At 64.5% G+C, this 14,889-nt stretch carries 15 protein-coding genes and 1 pseudogene; 6 read left to right on the top strand and 10 right to left on the bottom strand.

Annotated elements, in window-relative coordinates:
* The first annotated feature begins 58 nt into the window (after positions 1-58).
* The gene (locus K2O51_RS00590; RefSeq protein ID WP_011300264.1) at positions 59-982 is read left to right on the top strand and encodes a LysR family transcriptional regulator; all 924 of its coding nucleotides are present in this window, start codon (positions 59-61) and stop codon (positions 980-982) included.
* 21 nt (positions 983-1,003) lie between these two features.
* On the opposite strand, the gene K2O51_RS00585 is transcribed toward K2O51_RS00590, so the two are convergent.
* The gene (locus K2O51_RS00585; protein WP_140950709.1) at positions 1,004-1,438 is read right to left on the bottom strand and encodes a VOC family protein; all 435 of its coding nucleotides are present in this window, start codon (positions 1,436-1,438) and stop codon (positions 1,004-1,006) included.
* A gap of 152 nt (positions 1,439-1,590) precedes the next feature.
* Here K2O51_RS00585 and K2O51_RS00580 point away from each other — a divergent pair, with 152 nt between their 5' ends.
* Positions 1,591-2,466 carry a LysR family transcriptional regulator gene (locus K2O51_RS00580; RefSeq protein ID WP_140950710.1) on the top strand — a complete coding sequence of 292 codons (876 nt, stop codon included), beginning with the start codon at positions 1,591-1,593 and terminating at the stop codon, positions 2,464-2,466.
* 2 nt (positions 2,467-2,468) lie between these two features.
* On the opposite strand, the gene K2O51_RS00575 is transcribed toward K2O51_RS00580, so the two are convergent.
* The 3 genes from K2O51_RS00575 to K2O51_RS00565 all read right to left on the bottom strand — a co-directional run bounded on the left by K2O51_RS00575 (position 2,469) and on the right by K2O51_RS00565 (position 5,441).
* Positions 2,469-3,263: a GntR family transcriptional regulator gene (locus K2O51_RS00575; protein WP_220630345.1), complete on the bottom strand. Its 795-nt coding sequence runs from the start codon at positions 3,261-3,263 to the stop codon at positions 2,469-2,471.
* 69 nt (positions 3,264-3,332) lie between these two features.
* Positions 3,333-4,328 (bottom strand): HpcH/HpaI aldolase/citrate lyase family protein, encoded by a 996-nt coding sequence (locus tag K2O51_RS00570; RefSeq protein ID WP_140950712.1) that lies wholly within the window; start codon positions 4,326-4,328, stop codon positions 3,333-3,335.
* 51 nt (positions 4,329-4,379) lie between these two features.
* A complete protein-coding gene (locus tag K2O51_RS00565; protein ID WP_041680177.1) occupies positions 4,380-5,441 on the bottom strand; it encodes a MaoC family dehydratase in 1,062 nt (353 codons plus the stop codon).
* 467 nt (positions 5,442-5,908) lie between these two features.
* On the opposite strand from K2O51_RS00565, the gene msrA reads away from it, so the two are divergent.
* A complete protein-coding gene (msrA, locus tag K2O51_RS00560; protein ID WP_220630344.1) occupies positions 5,909-6,415 on the top strand; it encodes a peptide-methionine (S)-S-oxide reductase MsrA in 507 nt (168 codons plus the stop codon).
* A 191-nt stretch (positions 6,416-6,606) separates the two neighbouring features.
* Positions 6,607-8,001, top strand: a pseudogene (locus tag K2O51_RS00555) (c-type cytochrome); the annotation flags it as partial.
* Positions 8,002-8,063: 62 nt separating this feature from the next.
* Here the strand turns inward: K2O51_RS00555 and K2O51_RS00550 are convergent.
* The 6 genes from K2O51_RS00550 to K2O51_RS00525 form a co-directional block, all read right to left on the bottom strand.
* A complete protein-coding gene (locus K2O51_RS00550; protein WP_220630343.1) occupies positions 8,064-9,686 on the bottom strand; it encodes an ATP-binding protein in 1,623 nt (540 codons plus the stop codon).
* 13 nt (positions 9,687-9,699) lie between these two features.
* Positions 9,700-10,377, bottom strand: coding sequence for an alpha/beta hydrolase (locus K2O51_RS00545; RefSeq protein ID WP_140950720.1), 678 nt, complete (start codon positions 10,375-10,377; stop codon positions 9,700-9,702).
* Positions 10,378-10,469: 92 nt separating this feature from the next.
* Entirely contained in the window at positions 10,470-10,781 is a 312-nt protein-coding gene (locus K2O51_RS00540; protein ID WP_220630342.1) for a hypothetical protein, read from the bottom strand.
* A gap of 143 nt (positions 10,782-10,924) precedes the next feature.
* The gene (locus tag K2O51_RS00535) at positions 10,925-11,743 is read right to left on the bottom strand and encodes a CDP-diacylglycerol diphosphatase (RefSeq protein WP_220630341.1); all 819 of its coding nucleotides are present in this window, start codon (positions 11,741-11,743) and stop codon (positions 10,925-10,927) included.
* Positions 11,744-11,841: 98 nt separating this feature from the next.
* The gene (locus tag K2O51_RS00530; protein WP_049796488.1) at positions 11,842-12,180 is read right to left on the bottom strand and encodes a type 2 periplasmic-binding domain-containing protein; all 339 of its coding nucleotides are present in this window, start codon (positions 12,178-12,180) and stop codon (positions 11,842-11,844) included.
* A 305-nt stretch (positions 12,181-12,485) separates the two neighbouring features.
* The gene (locus K2O51_RS00525) at positions 12,486-12,755 is read right to left on the bottom strand and encodes a CDP-diacylglycerol pyrophosphatase (protein ID WP_224010235.1); all 270 of its coding nucleotides are present in this window, start codon (positions 12,753-12,755) and stop codon (positions 12,486-12,488) included.
* Between the two features lie 143 nt (positions 12,756-12,898).
* On the opposite strand from K2O51_RS00525, the gene phnC reads away from it, so the two are divergent.
* Both phnC and phnD read left to right on the top strand, forming a co-directional pair.
* Positions 12,899-13,744, top strand: a complete 846-nt coding sequence (phnC, locus tag K2O51_RS00520; RefSeq protein ID WP_220630340.1) for a phosphonate ABC transporter ATP-binding protein — start codon at positions 12,899-12,901, stop codon at positions 13,742-13,744.
* A gap of 93 nt (positions 13,745-13,837) precedes the next feature.
* Positions 13,838-14,818 carry a phosphonate ABC transporter substrate-binding protein gene (gene phnD, locus K2O51_RS00515; RefSeq protein WP_011300297.1) on the top strand — a complete coding sequence of 327 codons (981 nt, stop codon included), beginning with the start codon at positions 13,838-13,840 and terminating at the stop codon, positions 14,816-14,818.
* The last annotated feature ends 71 nt before the right edge of the window (positions 14,819-14,889 follow it).

Here is a 14,889-nt window from a genome sequence, read left to right as displayed (position 1 = left end):
CCTTGCGTAAAACGCAAACGTGGTACAAACCCGGAAGCCAATCCCAAAGCCACGATCGATGCTGTCGCACCGTCTGCAGGACACCTCGCTGCGCTATTTCCTGGAAGTCGTTCGCACCGGCTCGCTGACCGAGGCGGCGCAGCGGCTAAACGTCACGGTGTCCGCGGTCAGCCGGCAGGTTGCGGCGCTCGAGTCATGGCTGGGGGTGCCGCTGTTCGACCGCCGGCCGCGCGGCATGGTGGCCAGCGCGGCGGGCGAGTTGCTGGCCGCCTATGCGCTGCGCAATGCGCTGGAGGCTGATCGTGTCGTGACGGAAATCGATGCGCTGCAAGGTCTGCGGCGCGGGCGCGTGCGGGTGGCGAGTTCGGCCGGGTTTGCGATCGAATTCCTGCCACGCGCCATTGCCGATTTCCGCGAACGCTATCCGGGGCTGCATTTCCATGTGCGCGTGGCACCGCCGGCCGAGGTAACCGGCATTGTGCTGCACGGCGACGCCGATATCGGCATCACGTACAGCCGTGCCGCCGAACAAGGCATCCGGGTCGAGCATAGGCAGGCGGCGCCCGTGATTGCGATCATGCGGCCCGATCACGCGCTCGCGCGGTTCCGCAGCATCACGCTGTCGCAGATGCTGCCGTATCCGCTTGCGCTGCCCGAGGGCGACAACACGGTGCGCCAGCTGTTTGACATTGCCTGCGGTGAGCGTGGCGTTGCGTTCGAACCGGTGCTGGTCAGCAACCAGTTCGAGACGCTGACCAGCTTTGTGCTGCACGGTGGCGGGCTGTCGATTTCAGGCGGGGTCACGGTCGGCGACCGCCTGCGCCGTGGCGAACTCCATGCCGCGACGATCCGCGAGCGCGGCATGAAAAGCCGCGCCATCGAACTGCAGACGCTGGCCGGCCGCACGCTGCCCGAGGGCGTGCGTACGTTTTTGGGCTTCGTGCGGGACCGTCTGGTGGAGGAGGCCGGAATCGGATCCTGAAAGGCGTCCGGCCAGAGACGCCTACTTCGCGAACAGCGACGACATATCCGCAAACGCCTTGAATTCGAGCGCATTGCCCGACGGGTCCAGGAAGAACATGGTGGCCTGTTCGCCGACCTGGCCCTTGAAGCGGACATGCGGTTCGATGACGAACTCCACGCCGGCCGCGCTCAGCTTGTCCGCCGCGGCCTGCCAGGCTTCCATCGACAGCACCACGCCGAAGTGGCGCACCGGCACGTTGTCGCCGTCCACCGCGCTGGTGCCGCGGTGGCCGCATTCGTCGGGCGACAGGTGCGCGACGATCTGGTGGCCATAGAAGTTGAAGTCGATCCACGCATCGGAACTGCGGCCTTCCGGGCAGCCGAGCAGTTCGCCGTAGAACTCCCGCGCGCTGGCAAGGCTGTGGACGGGAAAGGCCAGGTGAAACGGAGGCACGACGGCAGCAGCTGCGCTCATGGTATGGGAGGCTCTCAATGGATGACGGTTTTGCGGGGCGGGCCGGCCAAATCATCCGCCGAACCCTGGAGCCAAAGTCTAAGCATGACGAATGATGATGAAAAGCGATATATTTTCGCTCTGAGCAACACAAATTTCGATCATTCGCCATCATGCTGCGTGAACTGCGCACCTTCATCGCCGTGGCCCGACACGGCACCTTTGCCGGCGCCGGCGCGCGGATCGGCCTGACCCAGTCGGCCGTCAGCGCGCAAATCCAGCGGCTGGAGGAAGAAGTCGGTTTCCCGCTGTTCGATCGCACCGGGCGCTCGGCACGGCTCAATGCCGCCGGCCGCGACACGCTGGCGCTGGCCGAGGAACTCGTTGCCCTGTATGAGCGTATCGGCCACCAGGGGCCGGACGCGCAAGGCGGCATGGTGCGTATCGGCGCCATTGCTTCCGCGCAGGTGACGTTCCTGCCGGATGCCATTGCAAGTTTCCGCGCCGAATTGCCGGCCTGCCGCGTGCGCATGGTGCCGGGGGTGTCGCTGAGCCTGCTCGGGCAGGTCGATGCCGGCGATATCGATATCGCCGTGCTCATCCGGCCGCCCTATGCGCTGCCTGCCGAATTGGACTGGCGCCCGCTGCTGCGCGAGCCGTTCGAATTGCTGGTGCCGGCTGCCATGGCCGGCCTCCACTGGCGTGAAGCGATCGAATCGGCGCCGTTCATCCGGTATGACCGGGGTTCGTTTGGCGGCCGGCTGGTCGACCAGTTCCTGCGCCAGCAGCGCGTGGTCGTGCAGGAAGCAATCGAACTCGATGAACTGGAAGGCATCGCGCAACTCGTCGCACGCGGGCTCGGTGTCGGGCTGTCGCCGCGTACGCTGGCTGGGGGCCAACGGCCCGCCGGCGTCACCGCGCTGTCGTTGGGTGACGATACGTTCTATCGCGAAGTCGGGCTGGTCGAACGTGCGCCGCATAGCCGCCAGCCCGTGGCAAGCCGGCTCGCGGAGCGCATCGGGGAAGCTGCCAAAGCGCTGGCGGGATAGCGCTACAGGCCAATGGCGGGCCCGCGGCTGCGCTTGAGCTGGAATGCCACCGACACGCGGTCGGCCGGATAGACGGTGTCCGTGATCTCAAGGATCTTGCCCGAGCTTTCCTTGTAATGGCGGATCAGCCGCAGCCCCGCCGACCCCGCCGGCACGCCAAGCTGCGTGGCCAGCGGCTCGTCGATCAGCGTTGCCGTGACCACCTGCCGGATCTCCGCAATGGCAGTCGCGCGCTCGCGCTCGATCAGCGCGCTGACCAGCGTTTGCGGATGATTGCGGATGGTATCGACGAGTCCCGCCAGCGAAGCGTCGATATAGATGTCGGCGCGCGCCACCGGCGTGCTGCCCTTGCGCGCGTCCACACGCGTGCCGCTGAGCAACACCCACGCGCTGCCCACCGGCGCTTCGAGCCGGCGTGCCAGCGCGCGGTCCAGCGTGACATCGCGCACGTCGTCGATCGCCCGCACTTCGGTCGCGGCCACGCGCACCAGGTCTTCCGCCGTGCCGAACGATTGCGTATAGGCCGCATTCGGGTTGGCGTTCTCGACGATGGTGCCCACCGCCTTCTTCCGCGAGATATAGCCGAGGTCCTGCAGCATGCGCAGCGAGGCGCGCACCGTGTGGCGGCTCACGCCGTGCTGTTCGGCCAGTTCATGTTCCGTCGGCAGCAGGCTCCCCACCACGCGGCGCCCTTCCACGATGTCCTTCACCAGCATGCTGGCGAGTTCGGCGTATCGGGTCGGGGCACCCGGCAGATCGGGTTTGGGCTTGCTGTCCTTCAGTGTCGCGGCGGTCATGGCGGCGGGGCGGAAAAATCGGAGGGTGCGCACATTTTACGATGCCGGTGCGGTTCCCCTCCTGCGCCTTCAGTTCGCGAAGAAGCGGTGGTCCGCTTCGGCCGGCACCGCCATGCCGGTCACCTTCGCCTTCTGCAGCACTTCCCAGAAGTAGCGGTAGGTGGCGCGGTCGTGCAGTTCGCCCTTGTACTGGATCGGGCCCCAGTCGGCGTCCTGCGCGGCCACCAGGATGCCGGCGGCATCTTCCACTTCGGTGAAGTCCGGGCGCATGGCGTTGACGATCGGCTGGATCTGCGCCGGATAGATGCTCCACATGCGCAGGAAGCCGAACTCATTGCGCGCGCGGCGCGCGTCGCTGGCGATGACCTCGGCGTCCTTCAGGTTCAGGCACACGTTGTGCGCCGGCACGATGCCGTTGGCCAGTGCCGCCGCAACCATGTCGGCCTTCGCGCGCGCGAGCAGCGCGTGCTCGAACTGGCCCGGGCTGCGCATGGCGGCGGCCGGAATCGCGCCGTGGTGGCCGCTGACGAAGTCCATCAGGCCGAAGTCGAGCACTTCGATGTTGGGCAGTTCCGCGATCTGGAACACGTCGCGCAACGCGCCGTGGGTTTCGATCAGCACGTGCACCGGCACGGGCTTGTCCAGGCCGGCGCGCTTGGCGACGTCGCCGATATAGCGGATGACTTCCGCGACCTGCCCGCTGTTGGTTGCCTTGGGCACCGTGATATAGGCGAGCCGGCCGCCAGCGCCGTTCACGATGATGTCCACATCCTGGCGCCAGGCCGGATGCGACGGGTCATGGATACGGGCACCGGCACGGCCGTGGACGTTGCGGTCCGAGGCGATCATGCGCGCAACCATCTCGGCGTGCTCGCGTTCCTGGCCGGCGGCGGCGCCGTCTTCGCAGTCGCAGGTCACGTCGAAGACCGGGCCGTACTCGACTTGCAGGTCCATGGCCTTGCCGATCAGCTTTTCGCTGCCGGCGAAGTGCTCGCAGGCGGCCAGCACCGGAAAGGATTTTTCGCCGGCAAACAGGGCGTCGTTCGGATGCGTTGCGGTGGTCATGTCTTGTCTCGCTGATAAGTGATGTGCATTGAGGCAGGCCGCGCGTGGGGCTTACCGCTGGCGTTTCGGGATGGCGATGGTGTAGTCGAGGTCCAGCACGACATTGGACGGGTGCGCCGCCCTGCCCTGGCCCGGCTCCGGAAAGGCGATTGAGGTGCCGCTGGCGTTCTTTACGCCGATCATGCGCAGGCGCAGCGCACCGACGTGCTCCTGGCCGAGGTCGACTTTCTCCAGCACCTGCGTCGCGCACGCGATGGTGTCGCCCGCATAGGTCGGGTTCACGTGGCTGCCCCCGTTGATCGCAATGATTGACAGGCCGTTCTCCAGCCCGTCATAGGCCAGCGCGCGGCATACCGAGATGATGTGCCCGCCGTAGACCAGGCGTTGCCCGCCGTTTGCGGCCATGGCGTGCCCGTCGAAGTGAGCCCGGGCCGTGTTCTGGTACAGGCGCGTAGCGAGGCTGTGGTCGCTGTCGTTGATCGTCATCGCGCCCGGGTGGTCGATGCGCTCGCCTATCGCGTAGTCCTCCCACAGGTCATCGAAGCCCGTCATGCCCGTGATCTCGCGCACGCGCGCCGTGTAGTCGCTACGGCGCAGGCGCTCGGCTGGTACCACGGCCTGGGTGGACGGCACCACTGCTTCGCCACACACGGCGCCGTGGTCGCGCTTGTGCACCATCACCCAGCGCACCCAGCTCAGCACTTCGCGGCCATGCTGGTTGCGCGCGGTCGAGCGCACGTAGACCACGCCGCTCTTGCGGTTGGAGTTCTCCTTGAGACCGATCACTTCGGTTTGCACGGCCAGCGTGTCGCCCGGATAGACGTGCGAGACAAAACGCACTTCCGCATAGCCGAGGTTCGCCACGGCATTGAGAGAGATATCGGGCACCGTCTTGCCGAACGCCGTGTTGAACACCAGCATGTCTTCCAGCGGTCGATGCTCGAAGCCCAGGTGCCGGGCATTGGTCTCTGCGGTGCACAACGCCGTGCGGCTGCCGGTCAGCCCGATATACAGGCTGCGGTCACCTTCGGTCAGCGTGCGCGGCGTGGCATGGCTGATCTTCATGCCGACGCGGAAGTCCTCGAAATAGTTGCCGCTGCGGTCCTTCTTCATATGCGTTTCCTTGTCCCTCATGGCCCTGGCTGCGTGTTCTGCTGCCTTGCTATATGTACGTACATAGTGATTGGCGAAACGGACAATGTCAACTGGATTTCGGTGCGTCATGGCTATGGAATGCGTTTGCATAAGGCGAATAATGCCCACCAAATTCGGGTGGGTATCCGCGTTATTATGTACGTACATAAATGCATTGATAATGACGGAATCCCAGAACGCCGCCAGGAGTGCAAGGTGCAGGAGCTGAGCTCGAACGCGTGCCGCGACTCGGCAACGGGAAAGAACGCGTGGGAACTGCAGGAACAGGAAAGCGGAGCCAGCTGTTGCAGACCCTGAAAGCGGCGCAGCGGTTGCAGCTCAGTTCCTGGCTGCACGCCGCGGCGGGCTATCGTGCACAATGCGCGAATGTGCCGGCGCGGCGAGTCATACGCGGTGCGGCAGCAACCGAACAGAGAGGGAGAACCATGACGACGCAAAGCGAAATCGCTATCCTGGCAGGCGGCTGCTTCTGGGGCATGCAGGACCTGCTGCGACGGTACCCGGGCGTATTGGCAACGCGCGTGGGCTACAGCGGCGGCGATGTGCCGAATGCCACCTACCGCAACCATGGCACCCACGCAGAAGCAATCGAAGTCGTGTTCAATCCGCAGCAGATCAGCTATCGCCAGATCCTGGAGTTCTTCTTCCAGATCCACGACCCGACCACCAAGAACCGTCAGGGAAACGATGTCGGCACAAGCTACCGCTCGGCGATCTTCTATCGGGACGATGCGCAGAAGCAGGTAGCGGAAGACACGATCGCCGACGTCAATGCGTCAGGCCTGTGGCCTGGCAAGGCTGTGACGGAAGTTGCGCCTGCAGGCCCGTTCTGGGAGGCAGAGCCCGAGCACCAGGACTATCTGGAACGCTATCCGAACGGCTACACGTGCCACTTCATCCGGCCGGGCTGGAAGCTGCCGCAGCGCGGATGATGCGGGTACGGCGCTGTCGCTAGCGCGACAGTGTCCGCTTGTAGCTGAACCGGTCGCCCGGAAATAGAGTTCGGCCCAGCGCAAGGGCGGCCCCTCGATATGGAAGGGCGTGCTGCGGATGCTTCAGCAGCGGGAACCCTTCGGGCAATTCAAGCCGCCGTGCCACTTTTCCGCTGGCCGCCATGGCTGCATCGATGGCGCGCGCCGCGCAGACTTGGGACCCAGCAGGCAAATGGTGGGAGGCCGGTGGTGGCGGCACGGCGTGGGACAGCCTCACCTTCGATCCCGAACTCAACCTGATGTACGTGGGGACCGGCAACGGCTCGCCGTGGGCGCACCGCGCGCGCAGCCCGGCCGGCGGCGACAACCTGTACCTTGCATCGATCGTCGCGCTCGATCCGGACACGGGCAAGTACGTGTGGCACTACCAGGAAACGCCGGGCGACAACTGGGACTACACGTCCACATCGCCGATGATCCTGGCAGACCTGAAGATCGACGGCCAGCCGCGCAAGGTGATCCTGCACGCGCCGAAGGATGGCTTCTTCTTCTTCGTGATCGACCGGACCGATGGGCGGTTTATTTCCGCGAAGAACTATGTCGACGTGAACTGGACCACGGGCTATGACGCCAACGGCCGCCCCGCCGAAGTTCCCGAAGCACGCGCGACCGACAAGCCCTACGACGCGATCCCGGGCCCCTACGGCGGCCACAACTGGCAGTCGATGTCGTTCAATCCGCAGACCGGGCTGGTCTACGTGCCGGCACAGAACGTGCCGGCGAATCTCATGGACGACAAGCGCTGGCGCTTCAATGCCGCTGCGCCCGGTGCGCTGCAGAGCAACACCGGCTGGAATACCGGCAAGATCCTCGGCGCCGCGAGCCCGGCCAACAAGCCGTTCGGGCGCCTGATTGCGTGGGATCCGGTGCAGCACAAAGCGGCATGGACGCAGGAATACGTCGCGCCGTGGAATGGCGGCACGCTGACCACGGCCGGCAACCTGGTGTTCCAGGGCACGTCGGACGGCCGGTTGATCGCCTATGACGCGCGCAACGGCGACAAGCTGTGGGAAACGCCGACGGGCACCGGCGTCATCGCTGCCCCGACGACCTACATGGTCGATGGCAAGCAGTACGTGTCGATCGCCGTGGGCTGGGGCGGTGCGTACGGCGCGTACCGCCGCGTCGCGGACCGCGAAGGTCCCGGCACGGTCTACACGTTCGCGCTCGGGGGCAAGGCGGCCATGCCGGAATTCGTCAAGGCTCGCGTGGGGGAACTGCTGTCCGGGGTCAGCTACGATCCGGCCAACGTGAAGGCCGGTGCCGGCCTCTACGTCAGCAACTGCGTGGCCTGCCATGGCGTGCCGGGCGTGGATCGCGGCGGCAATATTCCCAACCTGGGCTATATGCACGCCACCTACATCCAGAACCTGGACAAGTTCATCTTCAAGGGGCCCGCCATGGTGCGCGGCATGCCGGACTTCAGCGGCAAGCTGAGCGCTGACGATGTCGAGAAACTCAAGGCCTTCATTCAAGGCACGGCTGATGCGATCCGGCCCAAGGCAGTTGCCGGCACCGGCCAGTAATGGAAAAGCCGCCTGCTCCGTCAAGCCATGACGGGGTGGCGGCTGATTTGAAGCAAGGACGCTTACTCGATCGCCCGAAACTGCGCGCACAGCCGGAACACGTCTTCGGACAGCGCGATCTGCTTTGCCTTGCTGTACCGCGTGGCAAGCTTCATCAGCTCCTTGATGTCGCGGCCGCTCGCTTTCGGGTAGGCGGCTGTCAGCGCATCGACAAGTTCGTCCTGCAGCGACACGCCGCACTGATCGGCCTGCAGCCGCCACAGGCGCGCGGCATCTTCCCTGCATGGTGTCTCATACTGGATCGTCGCAATGCAGCGCGACAGGATGGCGTCGTCGACGTCGCCGGTGCGGTTGGTCGTCATGAACAGCAATCCGCTGAAGTATTCGAGCGTGCGCAGGAACTCGGCGACGATGGCGTTGTGCTCGAGGTCGTTGTCGCGGCGGCGAATGTAGACGTCGGCTTCGTCCAGCAGCAGGACGGCGTTCCACCGCATGGCGCGACGCAGGATTTCCATCAACGTGGCGCCGACCGATGCGGCGGTCGTGCCGAGCTGCCCCGAATGCACGCGGTAGAGCGGTTTGCCAACGACTTCGGCATAGATCTCCGCGGTCAGCGTCTTGCCGAGTCCCGGGGCCCCTTGGCAGAGGATGGTCGTGCCGCCCGACTTGCCGGGCACGAAGTCCTGCACCAGCACGTCCATGTGCGACGTCAGGATGTCGATCAGATCGCGATGATGGTCCGGCAGCACCAGCTTGTCCCGCAGTTCGGGCCGGTATTTGTACTCGCTCAGGTGCTGCACGTGTACCCAGATGTTCTGGTGCCACTCCAGGTGGAACAGGTGTACGTAGCCATGCAGCGGCACCTTCTCGAAGCCGCTGACGACACCGGCGCGGCGCCAGAACTCCGCATCGCAGTTCATCTCGAAGCGCCGTTCGAGCCGTTCTTCGTCATTGATGCAGCGTGCGGTCACGCCATCGGCCATGCGCGCCAGCGCGACGGTGTTCTTGCCTTCGACCGTGAAGCCGGCGCGCGTCGCGATGAACTGCGCGCCAAAGCTGCGCTGGTAGCGCACGAAGCGCTGCGCATGGATCTCGTATTCGCGCCGGAACTCCGCACACTCCTTGAAGAAGCCGAATTCCGCAAGCAGTTCGGGGATCGTGCGGTCGACGATCTCGTCGCGCGTGACGATGATCGACGTCGTCATGCCTGAACGGCGACGCGTGGGGTCGGTCTGCTCGGAGTTGGCGGACAGCATCGTGTTCGCGAGCATGTCGATGGCCACATAGGGCATGCCCTGCTCCGGCTCGACATGGCGGATGCGCTGGACCAGCCACGGCAGCAGCACGCCGTCGCGGCTGCGCTGGTACAGCCAGCCATCGATGGCATCGCGCGACAGGTAGGCGATCAGCCCTGCCACCAGCATCTCCAGGCCCGGAATCGTGCGCGCTTGCGGCGCGTTGTAGATGTTGTCGAGCGCAAGCATCTGGAACAGCAGTTCGCGCTCGTTCTGTGCCTTGCTGAGCGTATAGAGCGAACTGAGCGATTGCGCGTCGAACAGGCGCGCCGACACCACCATGTTGCCGTGGCAGACACCGTGTTCCCTGAGCTGCCGGGCCAGCGGCGATTCGGCTTGGATCAGCGCGAGCAGCGGATGGATCAGCGACTGCGGGATTTCGAAATTCATGGACGGCGCTCCATTAGGCCAGGAAGAACCGGATGGCCAGGTCGACGATGTCGGGCTGTATCGCATGCGGGCCGTCGAATTCGACATACTCGACGTCGTAGCCGGCAGCACGGAGACGCATCGCGTTGTTGCGGCCACTGGTCTGAACGGGGAGCTGTTCATCGGCGAGCCCATGCGCGATAAAGACCTTCGGCATACCCTCCTGCATGAATACCGACATGAATCCGCCGGAAAACGCGATCACGTGGCTGGCGATATCGCCGTTGGTGATGCCGATCGATAGCGCGTAGCTCGCCCCGTCCGAAAAGCCGGCGAACGCCAGCTGATCGCGGCGGATGTGGTAGCGAGACGTGACCGCGGCGAGCGCCTGGTGCAACCGCTGGAGGTCGGGACCGTTGCCACCGATCACGATGTCCCATGTCGGAAACATCGAATGCGGTGCCAATACCAGGAATTTATGCTGCGCCGCGCGTGGTTCGATGAACGGCAGGACCTTCCCGGGAAATCCGCCAGCCCCGTGGAACATGATCATCAGCGGCACGGGAACGCCGGCATCCAGCCCATCCGGCACGAAAAGAACCGTGTCGCGTTCGTCGTCTATGCCAAGCCGGTGGCGGCCCGGTGGCAATGGCGCCGCTGAGGGCACGGCATGGGTGAAGGCCATCCGGCCCAGCAGCGAAGGATCGAACATGGCGCAAATGGTACAACGTTCACTTTGTTGATATGTAATATATCACCAACTTGCACGCATGGCGACCGCTGCCGGGGTTGCCGGGAAAGCCTTCAGTGCCTCATGTCGTGCTGGTAAAGCAGGCGCTGACCGTCGGCATTCGCGGCGGCCACTGCGTTGATGGCCGCGCTTTCGGGCATCGGCCCCGCAAGGCTGAGCTCGAACTGGTCACCGAGCATGGGCCAGGCGATCAACAGCCGCTCATCGTGATGGCAATACAGCGCGAAGCTCACGCCATGGCGCACCGCCTGTTTGGCGCCGGCGCAGAACCGGGCGACGCAGATCGGGCAATTCCAGTCCCATGCACCGGGGGCCGACTCAGGCGCACCGGCGTAGCACTGGATAAATTGTGATGGAGTCGCCATGGGCACCCCGCGCTCTCGGGTCGGATGCCAACAGCGTAGGACAAAGGCGTGACCGACGCCGGCTTTATCTCGGCTTTTTTTGATCGCACCAACCCTGATGTGGGCCCACGGGTCACATGGCACGTGGACACCGGCCTGTTGCTTCACTCCGCCGTGCGCCCCAGCTTGCAGGACCGGTCGAGGAAATCGCTCGCATGGCCGGTCGTGCCGGCCGCCTTGTCCACAGGCTGGTCGACGACCAGGAAGCCCGGCGCAACGTCCTGCCGCGTCACGTAAGTGACGAACACGCCGCGGTCCCCTACCCGACTCGGCTCCGGCAGCCCTTTGCGCACGATGTCAAACGCATTGAAGCGAAGCGCGGTATCCGGTGACGGAATCAGCAGGGCGCGTACCGGCTTGCCCTGGAAACGGAGTTCGGTCCAGCCGTCGCTTGCTTTGCCCGCGTTGTCCGCAACGAACGCGCGCGCGGCTTCGCTGATGCAGTCGAGATGGATGTGAAGCTGGTCCTGGCTGCGCGATGCCCGCGAGTTCACCGCCAGGCCGACGAGATTGTCCGGCACGCGCTTGCCGATCGACTTGCCCACGATGTCGCGCACTTCCCAGCCGAACGCCCATTGGTTGTGAGGACCGCCCTCCCAAAGCGCGGGATCGTCGACACCCGTAACCTTATGGTCGGGGATCACGAGGTAATGGCTCGACCCGATGGCGTCCTTATACAACACGAGGCCGCGTTCACGGTCGACGACGGCGCAATCGGCGTGCCGCGGCTGGTCGCTCGTCAGGCAGCGCTCCTGCACGTTCTTCCACAGGCTGTCACGCGTAATGCCAGGGAACCACAAGTCATCCTGGCGGCATTGCGCGGTCAGTGCGAGCGTCGACAGCACAGCCAATGCCGCGGCGGCCATGCCGCGGCGCCGCCACGGGTGCGAGTCAGTGTTCAAATCAGGGGGAATGGCACGCATGGCGGCAATAATCGCATGGCATCAGCAACCATCTTCAATAGCACCATGCCATGACGCCAACGTGACCGGCGCCGCCGCCGTGGTCCATGCGGGCACGCTTACTTGAGGAACTGGCCCCAGTAGGCTTCGACCTGCTCGACCAGCGCGGGCGGGAGCGCCACATAGTTTTCGACTGCGGCATCGGCCTGCCCTTCGCGCAGCGCCCACCGGAAGAACGCGAGCGCGTCCTTGGTGCTGCCGTTGGCGAGTCCGGCGAGCGGCATCAGCACGAACACCTCGCCCGCGATCGGCCACGCATTGGAACCGGGCGCATTCGTGACGACCTGGTAGAAGTCCCGCTGCGGCGCCCAGCTTGCCGATGCCACCGCCGCGCTGAAGCTGTCGCGAGTCGGCTGCACGTAGGTGCCCGCCTGGTTCTGCATGGCGGTGTACGACAACTTGCGCTGCAGTGCTTCTTTGAGTGTCCGCGGTCATCCGGTGCCAGCGGAGAAACAGACCGCATCACCCCGCTTGCGGCCGGACAATGGGCGTTCCGGCGCAACGCAGGCAGGGAGTGTTTCTATGACAAAAAAGATTGTATGCGTTGCGCGCGGCAACGGAAGGGCATCTCGCACGCAGTGCATGCGAAAGCGAGACGACGTGTCAGTCGTTTTTCATCCATCCCGGCAAGCATTCACTGGATGGACGCACCGCATGGGTGCGAAAACCACGGTTGCGGTCGAGACAGTTGGCTGGCAGTCAGCTAGTAACGACCGTACTTGCCGCCATAAAACGACCCGCTGCGCGGATTGGAAATGATGTATGCGCGGCTTCGCGCCCACGTTTGCGCAGCGAGGAAGACTTCAGGTTCACGCTGGCTCCAGTCGCTCACCATCAGCGGAGCCGAGTCGTCTTCCGACGTGGGGTACACCGCCGCCCTGTGCAGGGCGGCCCGTCCGGGAGTCCCCGGTACGGTGATCATACGAATCGTCACGCGCATCAGCGATTGCAGAGAAGCCCGATTGAAATGCATTCTGGAAACTCATTATGACTGTTGTGTGACGAAATTCAATGCCGCAATTGCGTTATGTTTTGCCCGCAAACCGGCAGCATTCGTCATCGTTCTGTCACGGGCGGCCGCCAGAATGCGCTCGTCATTCAAGCAAGGGAGTCGAGATGACGCATGCCATCGAAGTCCGCGGCCTGACCAAGTCGTTCCGCGCAGACCGCAAGGCGCTTGACGATGTCACGCTCGACGTCGCGCCCGGTGAAATGGTCGCCCTGCTGGGCGCCTCTGGTTCCGGCAAGTCCACGCTGCTGCGCCATATCGCCGGCTTTGTCACCAGCGATGCGGGCGCGGGCGAAATCGTCGTGAACGGCCGCGCTGTCCAGCGCCACGGGCGGCTGGCGCGCAATGTGCGAAGCGTCCGCTCGGAGATCGGCTTTGTGTTCCAGCAGTTCAACCTCGTCGGCCGTCTCCCGTTGATGACCAATGTGCTGGTCGGCATGCTGTCGCGCCTGCCGAAGTGGCGCAGCCTGTTGCGCCTGTTCAAGGCCAACGAGATCCAGGCAGGTCTTCACGCGCTTGCCCAGGTTGGTATAGACGACTATGCGTTCCAGCGCGCCTCGACGTTGTCAGGCGGCCAGCAGCAGCGCGCCGCTATCGCGCGCACGCTGGTGCAGAACGCCCGCGTGATTTTGGCCGACGAGCCGATCGCGTCGCTGGATCCGGAGTCGTCGCGCCGTGTGATGTCGCTGCTCGCGCAGATCAACCGCACGCGCCAGGTGGCCGTGGTGGTGTCGCTGCACCAGGTTGACGTGGCGATGCGCTACTGCCCGCGCGTCGTCGCGCTGCGCCACGGCAAGGTGGTGTATGACGGCCCCTCCGCGGCGCTCACGCCGGACATGCTGCGCGACCTGTATGGCACCGAGGCAGAGGAGTTGTTGCACGACACCCTCGACAGCGAACCAGACGCCGTGCCCGTGCCAGCGCTGGCGGGCATGAATATCGCAGCGGCCTGACGGCTGTCTTGCATCGCGTTCTTTTCCAGATCCAAGGCGTACTCAAGACGTATTCAACACGTTCGCCAAACCGAATTCCAACCGGAGTCATCCATGCTTCGCAGAACATTCCTCGCCGTTGTCGCATCGACCGTTGTTGCCATGCCGGCCTTTGCGCAGGACGCCAAGACGCTGAACATCGGCTTCATCTCGACGGAGTCGTCGTCGAACCTGAGGTCGGCCTGGCAGCCGTTGATCGATGACCTCAGCAAGACGCTGGGCGCGACCGTCAAGCCGTTCTTTGCCTCGGACTATGCCGGCATCATCGAAGGCATGCGCTTCAACAAGGTCCAGATCGCCTGGTTCGGCAACAAGTCGGCCATGGAAGCCGTGGACCGCGCCAATGGCGAAGTGTTCGCCTCGGTGATCGACAAGGACGGCAACCCGGGCTACTGGTCCCTGCTGATCGTCAACAAGGACAGCGATATCAAGAACGTCGAAGACGTGATCAAGCGCGGCAAGGAACTCAGTTACGGCGCCGGCGATCCGAACTCGACGTCGGGCACGGCCGTGCCGGGCTACTACCTGTGGGCCGCCCACAAGGTCGAGCCGAAGACGCTGTTCAAGGCCGTTCGCATCAGCAACCACGAAACCAACCTGCTTTCGGTGCTGAACAAGCAGGTGGACGTGGCCGTGAACAACACCGAGAACTTCGAGCGCTATCGCATCAACACGGGCAAGAATCCGTATGACCAGGTGCGCGTGCTGTGGAAGTCGCCGCTGATCCCGGCCGACCCGATCGTTTATCGCAAGGACCTGCCGGCCGACGTGAAGAAGAAGATCCAGACCTTCTTCGTCAACTACGGCAAGGGCCCTGACCCCGCGCGCGAGAAGCAGGTGCTGGCCACGCTGACGTACCAGGGCTTCCGTCCGTCGACCGATGCGCAACTCGTGCCGATCCGCCAGATCGAGCTGGCCAAGGAAAAGGCTCGCATCGAGACCGACACCACACTGGCCGCTGCCGACAAGCAGAAGCAGCTCGCCGACGTGAGCCGACGCCTGGCCGACCTGGACAAGGCTGTCAGCACACAGTAAGTCCCACCCGCGGCTGGCGGCATGCCGCCAGCCGCGGCATTGCATTTTCTCTTCTCGCATTACCGGATTGT

It is taken from the genome of Cupriavidus pinatubonensis, from assembly GCF_019602855.1.
Classification (GTDB): domain Bacteria; phylum Pseudomonadota; class Gammaproteobacteria; order Burkholderiales; family Burkholderiaceae; genus Cupriavidus; species Cupriavidus pinatubonensis.
This window is presented reverse-complemented; position numbering and strand designations above follow the sequence as displayed.

Excerpts from the sequence above, each read along its gene's own strand:
- K2O51_RS00590 (WP_011300264.1), top strand. The coding sequence starts at position 59 with ATGCTGTCGCACCGTCTGCAGGACACCTCGCTGCGCTATTTCCTGGAA.
- K2O51_RS00585 (WP_140950709.1), bottom strand. The coding sequence starts at position 1,438 with ATGAGCGCAGCTGCTGCCGTCGTGCCTCCGTTTCACCTGGCCTTTCCC.
- K2O51_RS00580 (WP_140950710.1), top strand. The coding sequence starts at position 1,591 with ATGCTGCGTGAACTGCGCACCTTCATCGCCGTGGCCCGACACGGCACC.
- K2O51_RS00575 (WP_220630345.1), bottom strand. The coding sequence starts at position 3,263 with ATGACCGCCGCGACACTGAAGGACAGCAAGCCCAAACCCGATCTGCCG.
- K2O51_RS00570 (WP_140950712.1), bottom strand. The coding sequence starts at position 4,328 with ATGACCACCGCAACGCATCCGAACGACGCCCTGTTTGCCGGCGAAAAA.
- K2O51_RS00565 (WP_041680177.1), bottom strand. The coding sequence starts at position 5,441 with ATGAAGAAGGACCGCAGCGGCAACTATTTCGAGGACTTCCGCGTCGGC.
- msrA (WP_220630344.1), top strand. The coding sequence starts at position 5,909 with ATGACGACGCAAAGCGAAATCGCTATCCTGGCAGGCGGCTGCTTCTGG.
- K2O51_RS00550 (WP_220630343.1), bottom strand. The coding sequence starts at position 9,686 with ATGAATTTCGAAATCCCGCAGTCGCTGATCCATCCGCTGCTCGCGCTG.
- K2O51_RS00545 (WP_140950720.1), bottom strand. The coding sequence starts at position 10,377 with ATGTTCGATCCTTCGCTGCTGGGCCGGATGGCCTTCACCCATGCCGTG.
- K2O51_RS00540 (WP_220630342.1), bottom strand. The coding sequence starts at position 10,781 with ATGGCGACTCCATCACAATTTATCCAGTGCTACGCCGGTGCGCCTGAG.
- K2O51_RS00535 (WP_220630341.1), bottom strand. The coding sequence starts at position 11,743 with ATGCGTGCCATTCCCCCTGATTTGAACACTGACTCGCACCCGTGGCGG.
- K2O51_RS00525 (WP_224010235.1), bottom strand. The coding sequence starts at position 12,755 with ATGCATTTCAATCGGGCTTCTCTGCAATCGCTGATGCGCGTGACGATT.
- phnC (WP_220630340.1), top strand. The coding sequence starts at position 12,899 with ATGACGCATGCCATCGAAGTCCGCGGCCTGACCAAGTCGTTCCGCGCA.
- phnD (WP_011300297.1), top strand. The coding sequence starts at position 13,838 with ATGCTTCGCAGAACATTCCTCGCCGTTGTCGCATCGACCGTTGTTGCC.